Genomic DNA, 14,392 nt, shown 5'->3' with positions numbered 1-14,392 from the left:
GATAGGCGACACTGGACCTGCACCAGAGGAGCTGGATGCACGATGAGACGGGAGCGGCATGGGCGAGGTGGGGTCGACCGAGCAGAGGCCGATGGAGCCGGTGACGGACGCGGTGACGCAGGCGGTGACCGTGCGGTACTGGGCGGCCGCGCGGGAGGCGGCCGGCGTCGACAGCGAGCCCCTCGGGCTCGCCCCTGACGCCACCGTCGCAGACGTCGTCGCCGTTGCCGTCGCCGCGCACCCCGCCCTGGCGCGAGTCGCCGCGGTCGCGACCTTCCTCGTGGACGGGCGCGCGGCCCGGCGGGAGGCGGCCGTCGCGCCCGGGGCCACCGTCGAGGTGCTCCCGCCCTTCGCGGGGGGGTGAGGCAGAATGAGGACCGTGCCTGACGCCGCCGCTGCCGACGCCGCCGCTGCTGGCGACACCGCCGGCGACGAACCCGTTCCCGCGCCCTTCCACCTGCCGCTCTCGCCGTTGGGGGCCGACCGCGTCCGCCCCTGGACCGTCGCAACGGTGATCACCTCCGCCACGGTCCTCGCCGCCGCCTCCGCCGGAGGGTTCGGCCCGCTGCTCGGAGCCACGCTCGCGCTGGCCCTGGTGCTGGCCTGGGCCTGGCCGGTCCTCGCCGGCTCCTTCACGCCGGTGACGACGTCGATCGTCCTGCTGGTCGCGGCCCCGGGCATCGTCCTCAGCGCCCTGCGCGACGACCTGCGCTGGACGGCCGCGGCCGTGGCGTTCGGGATCGTCGTGGCGTTCATGGGCCAGCTGGTGCGCACGTCGGGTCGCGCGGGGCTGGTCCTCACGCTCCTCGCGTCCTTCGGCGGCCTGCTCCCCATGACCTCTGCCACCTTGGCCGTCACGGCCGGCGACGAGTCGCTGGGCCGGGCCTACGTCGTCGTGACGATGGCGGCTGCGGCGGCCGCCGTGCTGGCGGACCTCCTCGCGGGCCGGCGTCGTCTCAGCCCCCTGCTCGGCCTCGTCGCCCTCGGCGCAGCGGTCGCCGGAGGTGTGGTCGCCGCGCTGCTCCTCGGCGAGCTCGGAGCGTGGACGGCGGTCGGCCTCGCCGCCGCGGCCGGGTCCCTGTCCTGGTCCTTCCGTCGCGTCCTCGCGCTGCAGCCGGCGATGCTCGGGGTCCGGGGCCAGGTCGCCGCGGGCCTGGGCTCGGTGCTCGTCCTCGGCGTCCTCGTCCGGCTCTTCCTCCTCGTCTCCTGATCGAAAGAGCAGTTCGTCCCGCTCCGCATCGAAAGAGCAGTTCGTCCGGCTCGGAGGAAGCGCGACCGCCTCGGCGTCCCGGGGGACGAACTGCTCTTTCGATGAGCTTGGTGACGAACTGCTCTTTCGATGCGGTCAGTAGACGAGGGCCTGGGCGCCCGGCGCGAGGGCCTCCTCCACGAACGCCGCCGCGCCGCGAATCGTCACGCCCGGCACCAGGGCGTCCTCCTCGAGGTCCCGTCGCGCCGCGCACTGCGAGCAGACCGTGAGCCGGCCCCCCGCGATCACGGCGTCGCGCAGCGAAGCCAGCGGGGCGGCATACGGCAGCTCGAACTCCTCCGCCCGACCGGGGACCGCGAGCCACGACGCCTCCCCGGTGAGCCACAGGCTGACCACAACCCCGCTCGCCACGGCCGTCGCGGCCACGGTGAACGCCTGGGAGAGGCGCTCGGGTGCCTCGACGCCGGAGGTGAGCTTGACGACGAGTGATCGTTCGGGAGCGTTCATGCGCTCAAGATACGATCACGAGCATGTTCCACCTCGACCAGGACATTCCCGAGCCGTTGCGCCCGCTGGCGTGGCTCATCGGCAGGTGGGAGGGCGCCGGAGTGCTCGGCTACCCGACCATCGAGTCGGCCCACTTCGGGCAGGAGGTCGAGGTGACCCACGACGGTCGGTCCTTCCTCAAGTGGGAGAGCCGGGCGTGGATCCTCGACTCGGAGACGGGGGAGCGGGTGCGCCCGGCGGCTGTCGAGTCGGGCTTCTGGCGGCCGCAGCCCAACGGTGAGGTCGAGCTGCTCCTCGCGCACCCGACCGGGATCCTCGAGCTCTACTACGGCACGATGGAGCCGGCCCGCATCCAGCTCAAGACCGACGGCGTGCTCCGGTCCCCGGGGGCGAAGGAGTACAACGCCGCGACGCGGATGTATGGCCTCGTCGAGTCCAAGCTGATGTGGGCGATGGACATGGCGGCGGTGGGCCAGAAGCTCCAGAGCCACCTCTCCGCCACCTTGACCCGGGTGGGGTGACGGGATGACCGTGGCCCCGACGGGCGTTGCACCGAGCGTGACCGACATGACTGAGGCGCCCGCCGTTCTGCGCAGCCCCCTCCTGGGGCGGCCGGGCGCCGTCGCCGGTGAGGGACTGGCCGCGGGTGTCGCGACCCACTACGGCGACCCGATGCGCGAGGAGCGCACCCTCGAGGAGGGGCTGGCCGTCGTCGACCTGTCCCACCGGTCGGTGCTGACCGTGACCGGGCCCGACCGACTGTCGTGGCTGCACTCCCTGACGACCCAGCACCTGCTCGGGCTGGGCGTGCGCCAGTCCCGTGAGGCGCTCATCCTCACCCCCAAGGGCCACGTCGAGCACTCGCTCCACCTCGTCGACGACGGCGCGACGACGTGGATCACGACCGAGCCCGGCGCCGGCGAGTCGCTCCGGGCCTGGCTCGACCGGATGCGCTTCATGCTGCGCGTCGAGGTCGCCGACGTGACGGCGGACTGGGCCGTTCTCGGTGAGCCACACAGTGCCGAGTCCGCCGAGGGTGAGCCGCTGGCGTGGCGCGACCCGTGGCCCGACCTCGTCGGCGACACGACCGCCTACGGCCCGGTCGAGGGGCACCCCGGCCGACAGTGGTCGTGGCGTGAGGTGATCGTCCCCCGCGCGTCCCTCGAGGAGGCGGTCGCGGACCGGCCCCTCGCCGGCCTGTGGGCGGCCGACGCCCTCCGGATCGCCGCCTGGCGGCCACAGCTCGGCGCCGAGACAGACCACCGGACCATCGTCCACGAGGTCGACTGGCTCCGGACCGCCGTCCACCTGCACAAGGGGTGCTACCGGGGCCAGGAGACCGTGGCCCGGGTGCACAACCTCGGTCGGCCCCCGCGGCGCATCGTCTTCCTCCACGTCGACGGGTCGGGCCACGTGCTGCCCGCGCCCGGTGCGGAGGTCCGGGCGGGCGACCGCGTCGTCGGACATCTCACGTCGGTCGGACGGCACCACACGGACGGCCCGATCGCCCTCGCCGTCATCAAGCGCAACACCGATCCGGAAGCGGTCCTCCTCGTCGGCGACGTCACCGCGGCACAGACGGTCATCGTCGCGCCCTGACCCGGCGCTGGCAGGATGGCGCCATGACGACCGTCCCCGCGCGCACCGCCGCGCGCACCCTGATCACCGTGGCCCCCACCGGGGCCGAGACCGCCAAGGCCGACGTCCCGGCGCTCCCCACCACCCCGGAGGAGCTCGTCGAGACCGCCATCGCCTGTGAGGCCGCGGGTGCCGCCCTGATCCACATCCACGTCCGCGACGCCGACCACCGGCCGACCCTCGACCAGGCCCTGCTGCGGGAGGCCGTCGTCGGCGTCCGCGAGGCCACCGACCTCGTCGTCCAGCTCTCGACCGGGGGCGCCGTCACCGACGCCCTCGAGCAGCGCCTCACCGTCCTCGACGCGGACCCCGACTCCTGCTCGCTGACCTGCGGCACGACGAACTTCGGCGATGGCGTCTTCCTCAACCCCTGGGGTTTCATGGTCGACCTCTACCGGCTGGCGCAGGAGCGCGAGGTCGTCCCCGAGTTCGAGCTCTTCGAGCTGGGCCACGTCCACGCGCTCCGGCGGCTCATCGACGAGTGCGGTCTGCCCTACGGCGGCACCGTGCACGTCGACTTCGTCCTGGGTGTCCCTGGGTCGATGCCCGGCACTCCGCAGGCCCTGATGGCGGGGCTCGCCCTCCTGCCGCCCGAGGTGACGTCGTGGTCCGCGACCGGCATCGGCCGCACCCACCTGCCGATCGCTGCGGCGGCGCTGTCGGCGGGCGGGCACCTGCGGGTCGGCATGGAGGACAACCTCATCTTCGCCAAGGGCCGACCGGTCGGGCACAACCGCGAGCTCGTCGGCCGCGCGGCGGAGCTCGCGACCCTGATGCAGCGCCCGCCGATGTCGACCGCTGAGGCCCGCGAGCTGCTCGCCGTCAAGGACCGTCGCTCCCGCTGACGACACTCAGGTCGTATGCCGCTGGGCTCGCTCCCGCTGAACGTGAGCTGAGCGCGCGGCTCGGAGCCGGCTCAGCGGCATCCGACATGGTCTCCGCTCGGCACGCGTGTCGCCCACCCGGTAACGGTTACCGTGCCGAGCTCGAAACCACCAAAATACGCAAACCGACCACGCGTCCTTGAGGACTGTCCTAGGGTGTGGACCGGTCGAGCCGAACGACGAAGTCAGGGGAACGCGCGGTGATGTATGTACGGCTGGGGGAGGTCCGTCCTGTTTCCGGCAGGATGCGGCGCGCCGGAATGAGCATGGTCACGGCCCTGCTGGCTGTGCTGCTCGGCGCGTCGGTGAGCGTCGGTGCGGCTGCGTCGGGGGTCTCGCCTGAGATCATTGTGCCTGAGCAGTACCTGATCGGCGGGTGTGCCATCGGCTTCAGCGCCTATGGGGTGCCGCGCCTCGAGGCTCAGCGGTCGAGACCGTGCATCGGTGCGGCGTCCGTGTCCGTGTCTCCGGCCGGAGATGTGAACGTGGTGCTGACAGAGGCCTCGCGTCTCCCCGTCATCCGGCTCCTCGTCAGCGTCAGCACGCAGCTGACGCGGCGCGGGATCTCGGCCGGCATCTCGGCGGGCAAGGACACGGTGGCCGTCCGTCTCTACGACGACCTGCTGGGTCGACGCCTCGACCTCCGGTACGCCACTGACCGGCGACGACTCGGGGCGCTCGGCGGACAGGTCAACGTGGGCTGGACCAAACAGGCTCCCGTCGGCGGTGATGGCGAGTCGCTCGTCGAGCTCGGAATCGACGCTCTGGGCCCATACCGCGACTTGGCGACGACCGACGCGGAGACAGTCCAGGGCGGCTGCGTCATCAGGTTCGACACGGGACTTCCACGCGTGCACGCCAACGCGGCACACATCTGCACGGGCGTGCAATCGGTCGGGATCACCTCGCTGGGCAAGCTCGCGGTGAACCTGTCTGCCGAGCAGCGTGGCAGCGTCGTCAACGCCCAGGCGGACCCTGATGAGACGCTGACCGCACGCGGCATCGTCATGGGGATCGGCGGTGGTGGCGTCGACGCCTTCCATTACCAGTTCTATGACAGCAGGCTGAACCGACCCCTCAACCTCAACGTGGCCACTGACCGGGCACGCGTGGCCGGCTCGTACTCCAATGTCTGGCTCACCTGGACCAAGACCGCCACCCGCCTCGGCGCGGTCAATGCGAGCCAGGACCCCGCCATCGACAAGTACGGCGCGTTCATGAATGGGTCGAGCGCGGCCGGGAGCACCATCCAGACTGGCTGCACGATCCGGTTCTCCCAGGTGGACGGCAAGCCCTTCCTGAGTGGCACGAGCGCCGCCCTGTGCACCGGGGTCAAGTCCGTCGCGGTCACGTCGTCTGGTGCCATCAGCGTGGCGGCGTCCAGCGCCGCCTCTGCGCCGGTGGTGTCGACGACGACGGTCTCGAGTCGCTCCGTCACGGACTACGGCGTGCGGGCCGGCGTGTCGGGCGGCATCGGCGCCAGCGTCTACCGCCTCTACAGTCTCAGGCTGGGCCGGGTCCTCGACCTGAACAAACGGGACGATCGGCTCATTCTGCAGCGCTCCGGCTCGTGGCTGAGTGTGGGATGGAGTCGGCAGCGCGTCTGACGTCGACGGCGTCCCGGTGAGCGTTGTGTTGGGCCTCACGCTGCCCACAGTTTGCATTGTGCTTGCTCTAGTTAGCACAATGGAGGTGTGAGCAGACTCCCCGACCTCGGCGCCTACCTGCGCGAACAGCGCGAGAACGCCCAGCTGTCCCTCCGGCAGCTCGCTGAGATCGCCGGCATTTCCAACCCCTATCTGTCACAGATCGAGCGCGGGCTGAAGAAGCCCAGCGCTGAGATCCTGCAACAGATCGCCAAGGGCCTCGAAGTGTCGGCCGAGTCGCTCTACGTCCGCGCCGGCATCCTCGACGAGCGGGTCCTCTCCCACGGTGACTCGGCCGCCGCGCCGGACGTCCTCTCCGCCATCGCCGTCGATCCGGACCTCACGGACCGGCAGCGTGCGGTGCTCGTCGAGATCTACCAGTCGTTCGTCGGCCCGAAGGAGCGCCGCAGCGGGACGGCTCCCCAGCCCAGTGGGAAGCGCAAGGCAACCCAGAAGGAGAACTGAGATGGCTCTCAACCAGAAGAAGATCAGCAAGGCCGTCAAGGACGCGCAGAAGCAGGCCGAGGCAGCCATGGCCGACGTCCGCGGCCAGCTCGACAACCGGCTCCCCGAGATGAACGTCGACCCCACACCGTTCTACGCGGTCGTCGGCGCGGCCAACATCGCGGTCGACACCGTCCGCCACGCGGGCGACCAGCTCGAGGCCGCCACCAGGGAGGCGCGCGGGGTCGACCTGCGCAAGGGCGCCAAGAAGGAGGCGCAGCAGCTGCAGAAGGACCTCAGGAAGCGGCTCGCCGACCTCCAGGCCCGCACCACCGAGCTCCAGCGGGTCGCAGCCCAGTACGCCGACCGCTTCGTCAAGGAGGCCGCGGAGATCCCCGCGCAGGTCCTCAACCAGGGCCTCGTACTCGCGAGCAACGCCAAGGACCAGTACGACGCGGCAGCCGCGCGCGGGGAGCAGATCGTCGCCGACATGCGCACCGAGGGCACCAAGGCCGCGGTCGGGCTCGCCGAGCGGTCCGAGTCGCTGGTGACCCGCGGGCGCAAGGTCGCGACGACCGCGCGGACCGAGGGTGAGAAGGTCGCCCGGACCCTCGTCGACACCGTCTCCGACGACGCCGAGCGGGTCGCGGCCCAGGTCGAGTCCTCGGTCGGGGCCGTCGAGCAGGCCGCCGAGCCGGTCAAGGCCAAGCGCACGCCCGCTCGCAGCGCAGCCGTCCGTCGGGCCGCCGCCCGTCAGGGGGCCGCCACGCGCAAGGCGGACCAGGTGGAGACGACGACGACGCGCAAGGTGGCGGCGCGCAGCACCGCTGCCGAGCGGTCCACCGCCACCAAGAAGGCGGCGACCACCACGAAGTCGGCCTCGACGACCGCGAAGTCGGCGGCGAAGTCGGCCACCAAGACCGCGGTCCGGAAGGCGCCGGCCGCCACGTCGACGACCTCCACGGCCACGAAGGCCACGAGGGCCACGAAGGCGCCGGCCAAGAAGGCTCCCGCCAAGAAGGCCAGCAGCTGACGCTCGTCACACAGCGGGGCCACCACCTCACCGGGTGATGGCCCTGCTCTGCTGCTGCGGCATACTGCGGGACGTGCCTGACCACCTCACCGCGCCTGCCGCCGACCCCTCCGGCCCCGCCCTCGAATCCACCCCGAGCCCCGTCTCGCCGGCCCTGACCAACGCTCCGGTCGTGGCCCACGTCGTCCGCGGCGGCTTCGTCGAGTCGGTGCACCACGGGCTGGCCGTCGTCACCCGTCCGGACGGCAGCGTCGACTTCGAGGTGGGGGACTCGTCGGGCCCCGTCTTCCCCCGGTCGTCGGCCAAGCCGATCCAGGCGCTCGCCATGGTCCGGCGCGGGCTGGACACCGAGGGCGCCCTCCTCGCCCTCGCCTGCTCGAGCCATTCGGGGGAGGACTTCCACATCGAGGCAGCCCGCTCCATCCTCGACCGGGCCGGGCTGTCCGAGACGGACCTGCAGAACACCCCGGACCACCCGTACGACGAGGTGGCCCGGACGGCCTGGATCGCGGCGGGACTGCCGAAGCAGTCGATCGTGCAGAACTGCTCGGGCAAGCACGCCTCGATGCTCGCCACGTGCGTGCTCAACGGCTGGGACACCACGACCTATCGCGACCCGGGCCACCCGCTGCAGGCGGCGATCGCCGAGACGGTGGCCGAGCTGGCCGGGACGCAGCCGCTCGCGCTCGCGGTCGATGGCTGCGGCGCCCCGATCCACGCGGTCCCGCTCGTCGGCCTGGCCCGGTCGTTCGGTCGCCTCGCCCGGGCGACCGGGGGCCCCGAGGCTCGGGTCGCCGCTGCGATGCGGGAGTATCCCGAGTTCGTCGGCGGGACCCGCCGCGACGTGACGACCCTGATCCGTCACGTGCCGGGGCTGATCGCCAAGGACGGCGCCGAGGCCGTCTACGCCGTCGGGCTTCCCGATGGTCGGGGCGTCGCCGTGAAGATCGCCGACGGCAGCGCTCGCGCTCGTTCCGTCGTGCTCGCCGCGGTCCTGCGCCGCGCCGGCATCACGGACGAGGTCGCGTTGGCGGCCCTGGAGCACGAGCCGGTCCTGGGTCATGGCCAGCCCGTCGGCGCCGTCGTCGCCGTCGGCATCTGAGCGGGACGCCGTGCGCGCCGTGCTCCAGCGGGTCACCGACGCGCGAGTCGAGGTCGATGGACAGGTCGTCGGTGAGATCACCCGTCCGGGCCTGCTCGCACTGGTGGGCGTCTCGCACGAGGACGGGCCCGAGCAGGTGGAGCGGCTGGCCCGCAAGATCGCGGAGCTGCGCATCCTCCGGGACGAGCAGAGCGTGCTCGAGGCCAGCGCCCCCGTCCTCGTGGTGAGCCAGTTCACCCTCTATGCCGACACCCGCAAGGGCCGGCGACCGTCCTGGTCCGCGGCTGCTCCCGGGCCGGTGGCCGAGCCCCTCGTCGCGGCGGTCGTCGAGTCGCTGCGCGGCCGCGGGATCGAGGTGGCGACCGGACGGTTCGGCGCGATGATGGCCGTGACGCTCACGAATGACGGCCCGGTCACGCTCGTCGTCGACGCCTGACACCGCCCTCCCCTCGTCCGGCAGTTAGGCTGCGGTCATGCAGCTGTTCTACGGCTTCCAGAACGCCGTCCTCCTCGTCATCGGCGTGGTCGCGTTCGGGGCGGAGATCTTCGCGTTCGTGGACGCCCTGCGCCACCCCGAGCGGGCGTACCTCGCAGCGGGCAAGCGCACTCGCACCTTCTGGCTCGTCATCCTCGGGGTCGCCGTCGGGATCGGCTTCGTCACGATGTTCAACCCGCTCAACCTCTTCGGCCTGCTCGCGATCGTCGGCGCCGCCGTGTACCTCACCGACGTGCGCCCCGCCCTGCGGCAGGTCCGCGGTATCGGCGGGTCCTCGAGCCGCTGGTGACCTCCCGCGCGGCCGCGTCCGCCCGCACCGCGGATGCGGCACACTGGGCACTCACAACCCAAAGGGGAGGGCATGAGCAACCAACACGGTGCCGGGAGCGTGACGGAGTCGCAGATGCGTGATGGCGACTCGAAGCGACCTGGCCACACCCCGGACGACTATGCGCTGGGCGACCGAAACCCGGCCGAGGACATCTTCGTGGCCGAGCGCCCGTGGGGGGCCTTCCAGCAGTTCGTCTCCAACGAGCAGGTGACGGTCAAGATCATCACCGTCCACCCCGGCCACCGACTCTCCCTCCAGCGCCACGACCACCGCGGAGAGATGTGGCAGGTCCTCGACGTGCCGATCGACATCACGGTCGATGACCGGGCGTGGACCGCCGCTCCCGGAGAGACCGTCTGGGTGCCGCGGGGCTCGACGCACCGGATGGGCAACTCCGGCTCCCGGCCCGGCCGGCTCCTCGAGGTGGCGTTCGGCCACTTCGACGAGGAGGACATCGAGCGCCTCCAGGACGACTACGCCCGGTGTGACGAGGAGCAGTAGACCCCGCCACCCACCCATCGTCGTATGCCGCTGAGCCAGCTCACCGGCATACCGCTGCGTCCGTCTCCTCCCGCCCTCTCGGAACGGGGGTCAGGAGACTGGCGCGACCGCGTCCCACGCGACGGTCATCTCCCCGAGCCGCCAGCGGGACGGGCCGTCAGCCAGCGGCCAGCGCCCCGCGATGTCCGCGGCTGCGGCGAGGAAGCGCTGCCTGGCGCCCCAGCCGGCGTGCGGCGCACTTCGCGCCCACGCGTCGTCGAGGTCGGTGAGGAAGGCGTGGATGGGCTCGCCCGGGACGTTGCGGTGGATGAGGGCCTTGGGCAGGCGCTCGGCCACGTCCGACGGCCGGCCGAGGCCGCGGAGGCGGAGCGAGATCGTGAGTGACACCGGCCCGGCCTCGTCGACGGCGACCCACGCGGCGCGACGGCCCACCTCGTCGCACGTGCCGTCGACGATGAGACCTCCCGGCGCGAGCCGGGTCCGGAGCTGCGCCCAGGCCCCGGCGACCTCGGCCTCGTCGTACTGCCGCAGCACGTTGAACGCCCGGACGACGGTCGGCCGCCTCCCGTCGCCCAGAGGGACCTCGAACCCGCCTCTGCGGAACGAGAGGCCCGCCCGCTCGAGCGGCCGGGCAGCAGCCACCCGCTCGGGGTCGATCTCGATGCCGACGACCTGCACGTCCGGGCGGACCCGGCGCAGCCGCTCGTGCAGCTCCACCGCGGTCACCGGGGAGGCGCCGTAGCCGAGGTCGACGACGATGGGGGGAGTCGTGCTGCGGCGCAACCGTCCGGACTGGGGGCCGGCCAGCCATCGGTCACAGCGGCGCAACCGGTTCGGGTTCGTCGTGCCCCGGGTGATCGACCCGACGGGGCGATGGGGGCCGGGCACGTCGCGCAGCCTAACGGGCGCGAGCCGGGTGGCCGAGTCGTGGGCGCCGGTGACCACACTGTGGAATACGCGGAGTCAACGGTGTGGTTGAGTCGAAGTGGACAGGACGGAGCCGGGTCGAGCAGAAGGGCGCCAGATGACGGACGACCCCAAGCGCGTGGCGATGATCAGCGTCCACACCTCGCCTCTCGAGCAGCCGGGCACCGGCGATGCGGGAGGCCTCAACGTCTACGTCGCGGAGACGGCCAAGGAGCTCGCTCGCCGTGGCATCGAGGTGGACATCTTCACCCGACGCACCACCGGCGAGACCCCGATCGTCGGGGAGCTCGTCCCCGGCGTCCGCGTCCTCCACGTGACCGCGGGGCCCTACGAGGGGTTGCCCAAGGAGGAGCTGCCGGGCCAGCTGTGTGCCTTCTCCGCCGGGATCATGCAGGCGGGACTGTCCCTGCCGGAGGACCACTACGACGTCGTGCACTCGCACTACTGGCTCGCCGGTCAGGTGGGCTGGCTCGCTTCGGACCGGTGGGGCGTGGCCCTGGTCCACACGATGCACACCATGGCCCGCGTGAAGAACCGCCACCTCGCGGAGGGGGACCGGCCGGAGCCGCGCGGGCGGGAGATCGGCGAGGTGCAGGTCGTCGAGGCGGCCGACCGGCTCGTCGCGAACACCGAGGGCGAGGCCCGCGAGCTCATCGAGCTCTATGCCGCCCCACCCCGCAAGGTCTCGGTCGTCCCACCGGGGGTGGACCTGACCACCTTCACGCCCGGGGACCGGAAGGACGCCCGGGTCGCCCTCGGACTGCCCGTCGACGGGGACCTGCTCCTCTTCGTGGGCCGGATCCAGCCGCTCAAGGCCCCGGACCTGCTCCTCCACGTGGCTGCAGAGCTGCTCCGGCGTGACCCCGAGCGCCGCAGGCGGCTGACCGTCGCGGTGCTCGGGGGTCCCAGCGGCACCGGCCTGGCCCGCCCGCACGGCCTCGAGGAGCTGGCCGACGAGCTGGGGATCGCCGACGTGGTCCGGTTCGTCCAGCCGGTCCAGCGCCCGGTGCTGGCTCAGTGGTACCGCGCGGCCGACCTCGTCCTCGTCCCGAGCCACAGCGAGTCCTTCGGGCTCGTGGCGATCGAGGCGCAGGCCTGCGGCACGCCGGTGGTCGCTGCCGATGTCGGGGGTCTCCCGACCGCCGTCGGAGACGCCGGCATCCTCGTCGAGGGCCACGACGCGAGGACGTGGACCGACGCGGTCGAGGCGCTGCTCGTCGATGAGGAGCTCCGCCTCGAGCTGGGGCGCGCTTCGATCCGGCACGCGTCGGGCTTCGGCTGGGACGCGACGACCGACCGGTTGCTCGCGGTGTATCAGCAGGCGATCCACGACCGCACCCACTCTCCGATCGCGGAGGGGGAGGGGCTCGTCGGCGTGCCCCGCGCGGTCATCCCCTGACCCAATCGGTCCTCCGGGCCTGACATGCTGGCCCGATGAGCGAGCGACAGAGCGCCGACACCAGTGCTGCCGAGACCCGCTTGACCGACTACCTCCGGTCCGTGGAGCTCGAGTGGGAGCTCGGCGGGCGGGACGGTGAGTACGTCGTCACGCTGCCCGGAGAGAAGAAGCTGCGGACGGTCGTCTCACTCGTCATCAGGCCGCGCACGACGAGCATCTCGGCCTTCGTCATCCGCAACCCCGACGAGAACCACACGGAGTTCTACCGCGCCCTGCTGCGCAAGAACCTCCGCCTGACCGGGATCGCCTACGCGATCGACACCGACGGCGACGTCTATGTCCGGGGCGAGGTGCCGACCGACGCCCTGGACGCCGAGCACCTCGACCAGCTCTTCGGTGTGGTCCTCGCCGCGAGCGACGAGGCGTTCAACGAGCTGCTCGCCCTCGGGTTCCTCGGCTCGATGAAGAAGGAGTGGGCCTGGCGCGTCTCCCGTGGTGAGTCGACGCGCAACCTCGAGCCGTTCCGTCACCTGCTCGAGGACGACGCTGGACAGCCTTCCTGACCGGGAGGTGGCCGTCGCTAGGCTGGCGCCCATGACCTACACCCTGGTGCTCGTCCGGCACGGCGAGAGCGACTGGAACGCGAAGAACCTCTTCACCGGCTGGGTCGACGTCGACCTGACGGAGAAGGGCCGGGCCGAGGCGGTCCGCTCCGGCCAGCAGCTCAAGGAGGCGGCGATCCTGCCGGACATCGTGCACACGTCCGTGCAGCGGCGGGCCATCACCACCGCGAACCTCTCGCTCGACGCCGCCGACCGCCACTGGATCCCGGTCAAGCGCAGCTGGCGTCTCAACGAGCGGCACTACGGCGCGCTGCAGGGCAAGAACAAGAAGGAGATCCTCGAGCAGTTCGGCGAGGAGCAGTTCATGCAGTGGCGTCGCTCGTACGACGTGCCGCCGCCACCCATCGACGCCGACGACCAGTACGCCCAGACCGGTGACCCGCGCTATGCGGGCCTGGGCGAAGCCATGCCGAGCACGGAGTGCCTCAAGGACGTCGTCGCGCGGATGCTGCCGTACTGGGAGACCGAGATCAAGCCGGACCTCGCTGACGGCCTCACCGTCATGGTCGCTGCGCACGGCAACTCGCTGCGCGCCCTCGTCAAGACCCTCGACGAGATCAGCGACGACGACATCGCAGGGCTCAACATCCCGACCGGGATGCCGCTGGTGTACGAGCTGGACGAGTCGTTCGCTCCCGTCGCCCGGGGCGGCCGCTACCTCGACCCCGAGGCCGCCCTGGCCGCCGCAGAGGCCGTGGCCAAGCAAGGCCGCTGACCCCAGTCCATCGAAAGAGCAGTTCCTCCCCCCGCGCAATCGAAAGAGCAGTTTCTCCCACGTGCGCGCCCGAGGTCACCTGGGCGCGAACCGGGGAGAAGCTGCTCTTTCGACTGCGGCGCCGGGGTCAGCTGTTGCGCTCGATCTCGGCGATGACGTCGGCGTCCTCGACCTCTTCGTGGTCGTAGCTCACCTCCGAGTCGTACTCGCCCGTGACGAGGTAGACGACTCGACGGGCGACGGACACGGCGTGGTCGGCGAAGCGCTCGTAGTAGCGCCCGATGAGGGCCAGGTCGAGGACGGTCGTCCGGTGCAGGTCACGCTCCTCGTCGAGCAGGACGGCGAACAGCTCGCGGTGCAGCTCGTCCATCGCGTCGTCGTCCTTGTCGAGCGCCGCAGCGGCCTCGACGTCCTTGCTCGCGATGATCGAGCCGCACTTGGCGACGATCGCCTCGGCGACCTGGCCCATCTGGAGGATGTGCGAGCGCAGCTGGGGCGGAACCGCTGACTCGGGCGTGCGGAGCCGGGCGACCTTGGCGACGTGCCGGGCGAGGTCGCCCATCCGCTCGAGGTCGGAGCTCATGTGCATCGCCGTGACGACGATGCGCAGGTCGGTCGCCACGGGCTGCTGCCGGGCGAGCAGGTTGATCGACAGGTTGTCGAGGCTGATCCGGATCTCGTCGAGCTGCTTGTCGGCCTCGATGACCGACTCAGCCAGCTGGACGTCCGCGTCGAGCAGGGCCGTCGTGGCGCGCGAGATCGCGGACCCCGCGAGCCGGGTCAGCTCGACGAGCTGATCGGTGATGGTGTCGAGATCCTCATGGAACTGGTCGCGCAATGGTCTTCCTCGTCTCGTGCGGGGCGCTGGCGGGCTCTCGGGCGAGGGTCGCAGCAGCGCGTGAATGCATGACGGCGACGAGGTGAACACTCGGTTTC

Annotated in this window: 18 protein-coding genes; 15 read left to right on the top strand and 3 right to left on the bottom strand. The window is 71.6% G+C overall.

All coding sequences use genetic code 11. The annotated features are described in order from the left end of the window. Window positions 1-91: 91 nt before the first annotated feature. Complete coding sequence (locus INTCA_RS14910) at window positions 92-364, top strand: MoaD/ThiS family protein (protein ID WP_041308861.1); 273 nt, start codon at window positions 92-94, stop codon at window positions 362-364. Window positions 365-370: 6 nt separating this feature from the next. After that, window positions 371-1,210, top strand: coding sequence for a hypothetical protein (locus INTCA_RS14905; protein ID WP_013493754.1), 840 nt, complete (start codon window positions 371-373; stop codon window positions 1,208-1,210). A gap of 135 nt (window positions 1,211-1,345) precedes the next feature. Here INTCA_RS14905 and INTCA_RS14900 read toward each other — a convergent pair whose 3' ends face one another. Further along, window positions 1,346-1,717, bottom strand: coding sequence for a DsrE family protein (locus tag INTCA_RS14900; protein ID WP_013493753.1), 372 nt, complete (start codon window positions 1,715-1,717; stop codon window positions 1,346-1,348). A 23-nt stretch (window positions 1,718-1,740) separates the two neighbouring features. On the opposite strand from INTCA_RS14900, the gene INTCA_RS14895 reads away from it, so the two are divergent. The 10 genes from INTCA_RS14895 (at window position 1,741) to INTCA_RS14850 (ending at window position 9,792) form a co-directional block, all read left to right on the top strand. Continuing rightward, a complete protein-coding gene (locus INTCA_RS14895; protein ID WP_013493752.1) occupies window positions 1,741-2,238 on the top strand; it encodes a heme-binding beta-barrel domain-containing protein in 498 nt (165 codons plus the stop codon). Window positions 2,239-2,284: 46 nt separating this feature from the next. Further along, on the top strand, window positions 2,285-3,316 hold the full coding sequence (ygfZ, locus tag INTCA_RS14890) for a CAF17-like 4Fe-4S cluster assembly/insertion protein YgfZ (protein WP_041308860.1): 1,032 nt from the start codon (window positions 2,285-2,287) through the stop codon (window positions 3,314-3,316). Between the two features lie 23 nt (window positions 3,317-3,339). Further along, entirely contained in the window at window positions 3,340-4,200 is an 861-nt protein-coding gene (locus INTCA_RS14885) for a beta-keto acid cleavage family enzyme (protein WP_013493750.1), read from the top strand. Between the two features lie 197 nt (window positions 4,201-4,397). Then, a complete protein-coding gene (locus INTCA_RS18790; protein ID WP_148236616.1) occupies window positions 4,398-5,846 on the top strand; it encodes a hypothetical protein in 1,449 nt (482 codons plus the stop codon). 87 nt (window positions 5,847-5,933) lie between these two features. Next, window positions 5,934-6,350, top strand: a complete 417-nt coding sequence (locus INTCA_RS14875) for a helix-turn-helix domain-containing protein (protein ID WP_013493748.1) — start codon at window positions 5,934-5,936, stop codon at window positions 6,348-6,350. 1 nt (window position 6,351) lies between these two features. After that, window positions 6,352-7,362, top strand: a complete 1,011-nt coding sequence (locus tag INTCA_RS14870) for a hypothetical protein (RefSeq protein WP_013493747.1) — start codon at window positions 6,352-6,354, stop codon at window positions 7,360-7,362. A 37-nt stretch (window positions 7,363-7,399) separates the two neighbouring features. Further along, on the top strand, window positions 7,400-8,464 hold the full coding sequence (locus INTCA_RS14865) for an asparaginase (protein WP_013493746.1): 1,065 nt from the start codon (window positions 7,400-7,402) through the stop codon (window positions 8,462-8,464). Between the two features lie 10 nt (window positions 8,465-8,474). Then, the gene (gene dtd, locus INTCA_RS14860; RefSeq protein ID WP_013493745.1) at window positions 8,475-8,900 is read left to right on the top strand and encodes a D-aminoacyl-tRNA deacylase; all 426 of its coding nucleotides are present in this window, start codon (window positions 8,475-8,477) and stop codon (window positions 8,898-8,900) included. A gap of 37 nt (window positions 8,901-8,937) precedes the next feature. Continuing rightward, on the top strand, window positions 8,938-9,249 hold the full coding sequence (locus tag INTCA_RS14855) for a DUF2516 family protein (RefSeq protein WP_013493744.1): 312 nt from the start codon (window positions 8,938-8,940) through the stop codon (window positions 9,247-9,249). Window positions 9,250-9,321: 72 nt separating this feature from the next. After that, window positions 9,322-9,792 carry a phosphomannose isomerase type II C-terminal cupin domain gene (locus INTCA_RS14850; protein WP_013493743.1) on the top strand — a complete coding sequence of 157 codons (471 nt, stop codon included), beginning with the start codon at window positions 9,322-9,324 and terminating at the stop codon, window positions 9,790-9,792. 90 nt (window positions 9,793-9,882) lie between these two features. Here INTCA_RS14850 and INTCA_RS14845 read toward each other — a convergent pair whose 3' ends face one another. After that, a complete protein-coding gene (locus INTCA_RS14845; protein WP_041308858.1) occupies window positions 9,883-10,680 on the bottom strand; it encodes a class I SAM-dependent methyltransferase in 798 nt (265 codons plus the stop codon). A gap of 136 nt (window positions 10,681-10,816) precedes the next feature. Here INTCA_RS14845 and mshA point away from each other — a divergent pair, with 136 nt between their 5' ends. The 3 genes from mshA to INTCA_RS14830 are packed head-to-tail and all read left to right on the top strand — an operon-like array spanning window position 10,817 to window position 13,456. Next, the gene (gene mshA / locus INTCA_RS14840) at window positions 10,817-12,118 is read left to right on the top strand and encodes a D-inositol-3-phosphate glycosyltransferase (RefSeq protein ID WP_013493741.1); all 1,302 of its coding nucleotides are present in this window, start codon (window positions 10,817-10,819) and stop codon (window positions 12,116-12,118) included. A 35-nt stretch (window positions 12,119-12,153) separates the two neighbouring features. Continuing rightward, on the top strand, window positions 12,154-12,681 hold the full coding sequence (locus INTCA_RS14835; protein WP_013493740.1) for a YbjN domain-containing protein: 528 nt from the start codon (window positions 12,154-12,156) through the stop codon (window positions 12,679-12,681). Window positions 12,682-12,712: 31 nt separating this feature from the next. After that, window positions 12,713-13,456, top strand: coding sequence for a phosphoglyceromutase (locus tag INTCA_RS14830; RefSeq protein WP_013493739.1), 744 nt, complete (start codon window positions 12,713-12,715; stop codon window positions 13,454-13,456). Between the two features lie 127 nt (window positions 13,457-13,583). On the opposite strand, the gene phoU is transcribed toward INTCA_RS14830, so the two are convergent. Further along, on the bottom strand, window positions 13,584-14,294 hold the full coding sequence (phoU, locus tag INTCA_RS14825; RefSeq protein ID WP_013493738.1) for a phosphate signaling complex protein PhoU: 711 nt from the start codon (window positions 14,292-14,294) through the stop codon (window positions 13,584-13,586). Window positions 14,295-14,392: the final 98 nt, after the last annotated feature.

It is taken from the genome of Intrasporangium calvum DSM 43043 (assembly GCF_000184685.1).
Lineage (GTDB): Bacteria > Actinomycetota > Actinomycetes > Actinomycetales > Dermatophilaceae > Intrasporangium > Intrasporangium calvum.
Note: the sequence above shows the minus strand (reverse complement) of the source record. Positions and strands in the feature narration are given on the sequence as shown.

Coding starts and splice junctions, on each gene's coding strand:
- INTCA_RS14910 (WP_041308861.1), top strand. CDS start 92: ATGGAGCCGGTGACGGACGCGGTGACGCAGGCGGTGACCGTGCGGTAC.
- INTCA_RS14905 (WP_013493754.1), top strand. CDS start 371: ATGAGGACCGTGCCTGACGCCGCCGCTGCCGACGCCGCCGCTGCTGGC.
- INTCA_RS14900 (WP_013493753.1), bottom strand. CDS start 1,717: ATGAACGCTCCCGAACGATCACTCGTCGTCAAGCTCACCTCCGGCGTC.
- INTCA_RS14895 (WP_013493752.1), top strand. CDS start 1,741: ATGTTCCACCTCGACCAGGACATTCCCGAGCCGTTGCGCCCGCTGGCG.
- ygfZ (WP_041308860.1), top strand. CDS start 2,285: ATGACTGAGGCGCCCGCCGTTCTGCGCAGCCCCCTCCTGGGGCGGCCG.
- INTCA_RS14885 (WP_013493750.1), top strand. CDS start 3,340: ATGACGACCGTCCCCGCGCGCACCGCCGCGCGCACCCTGATCACCGTG.
- INTCA_RS14870 (WP_013493747.1), top strand. CDS start 6,352: ATGGCTCTCAACCAGAAGAAGATCAGCAAGGCCGTCAAGGACGCGCAG.
- INTCA_RS14865 (WP_013493746.1), top strand. CDS start 7,400: ATGGCCCTGCTCTGCTGCTGCGGCATACTGCGGGACGTGCCTGACCAC.
- INTCA_RS14855 (WP_013493744.1), top strand. CDS start 8,938: ATGCAGCTGTTCTACGGCTTCCAGAACGCCGTCCTCCTCGTCATCGGC.
- INTCA_RS14850 (WP_013493743.1), top strand. CDS start 9,322: ATGAGCAACCAACACGGTGCCGGGAGCGTGACGGAGTCGCAGATGCGT.
- mshA (WP_013493741.1), top strand. CDS start 10,817: ATGACGGACGACCCCAAGCGCGTGGCGATGATCAGCGTCCACACCTCG.
- INTCA_RS14835 (WP_013493740.1), top strand. CDS start 12,154: ATGAGCGAGCGACAGAGCGCCGACACCAGTGCTGCCGAGACCCGCTTG.
- INTCA_RS14830 (WP_013493739.1), top strand. CDS start 12,713: ATGACCTACACCCTGGTGCTCGTCCGGCACGGCGAGAGCGACTGGAAC.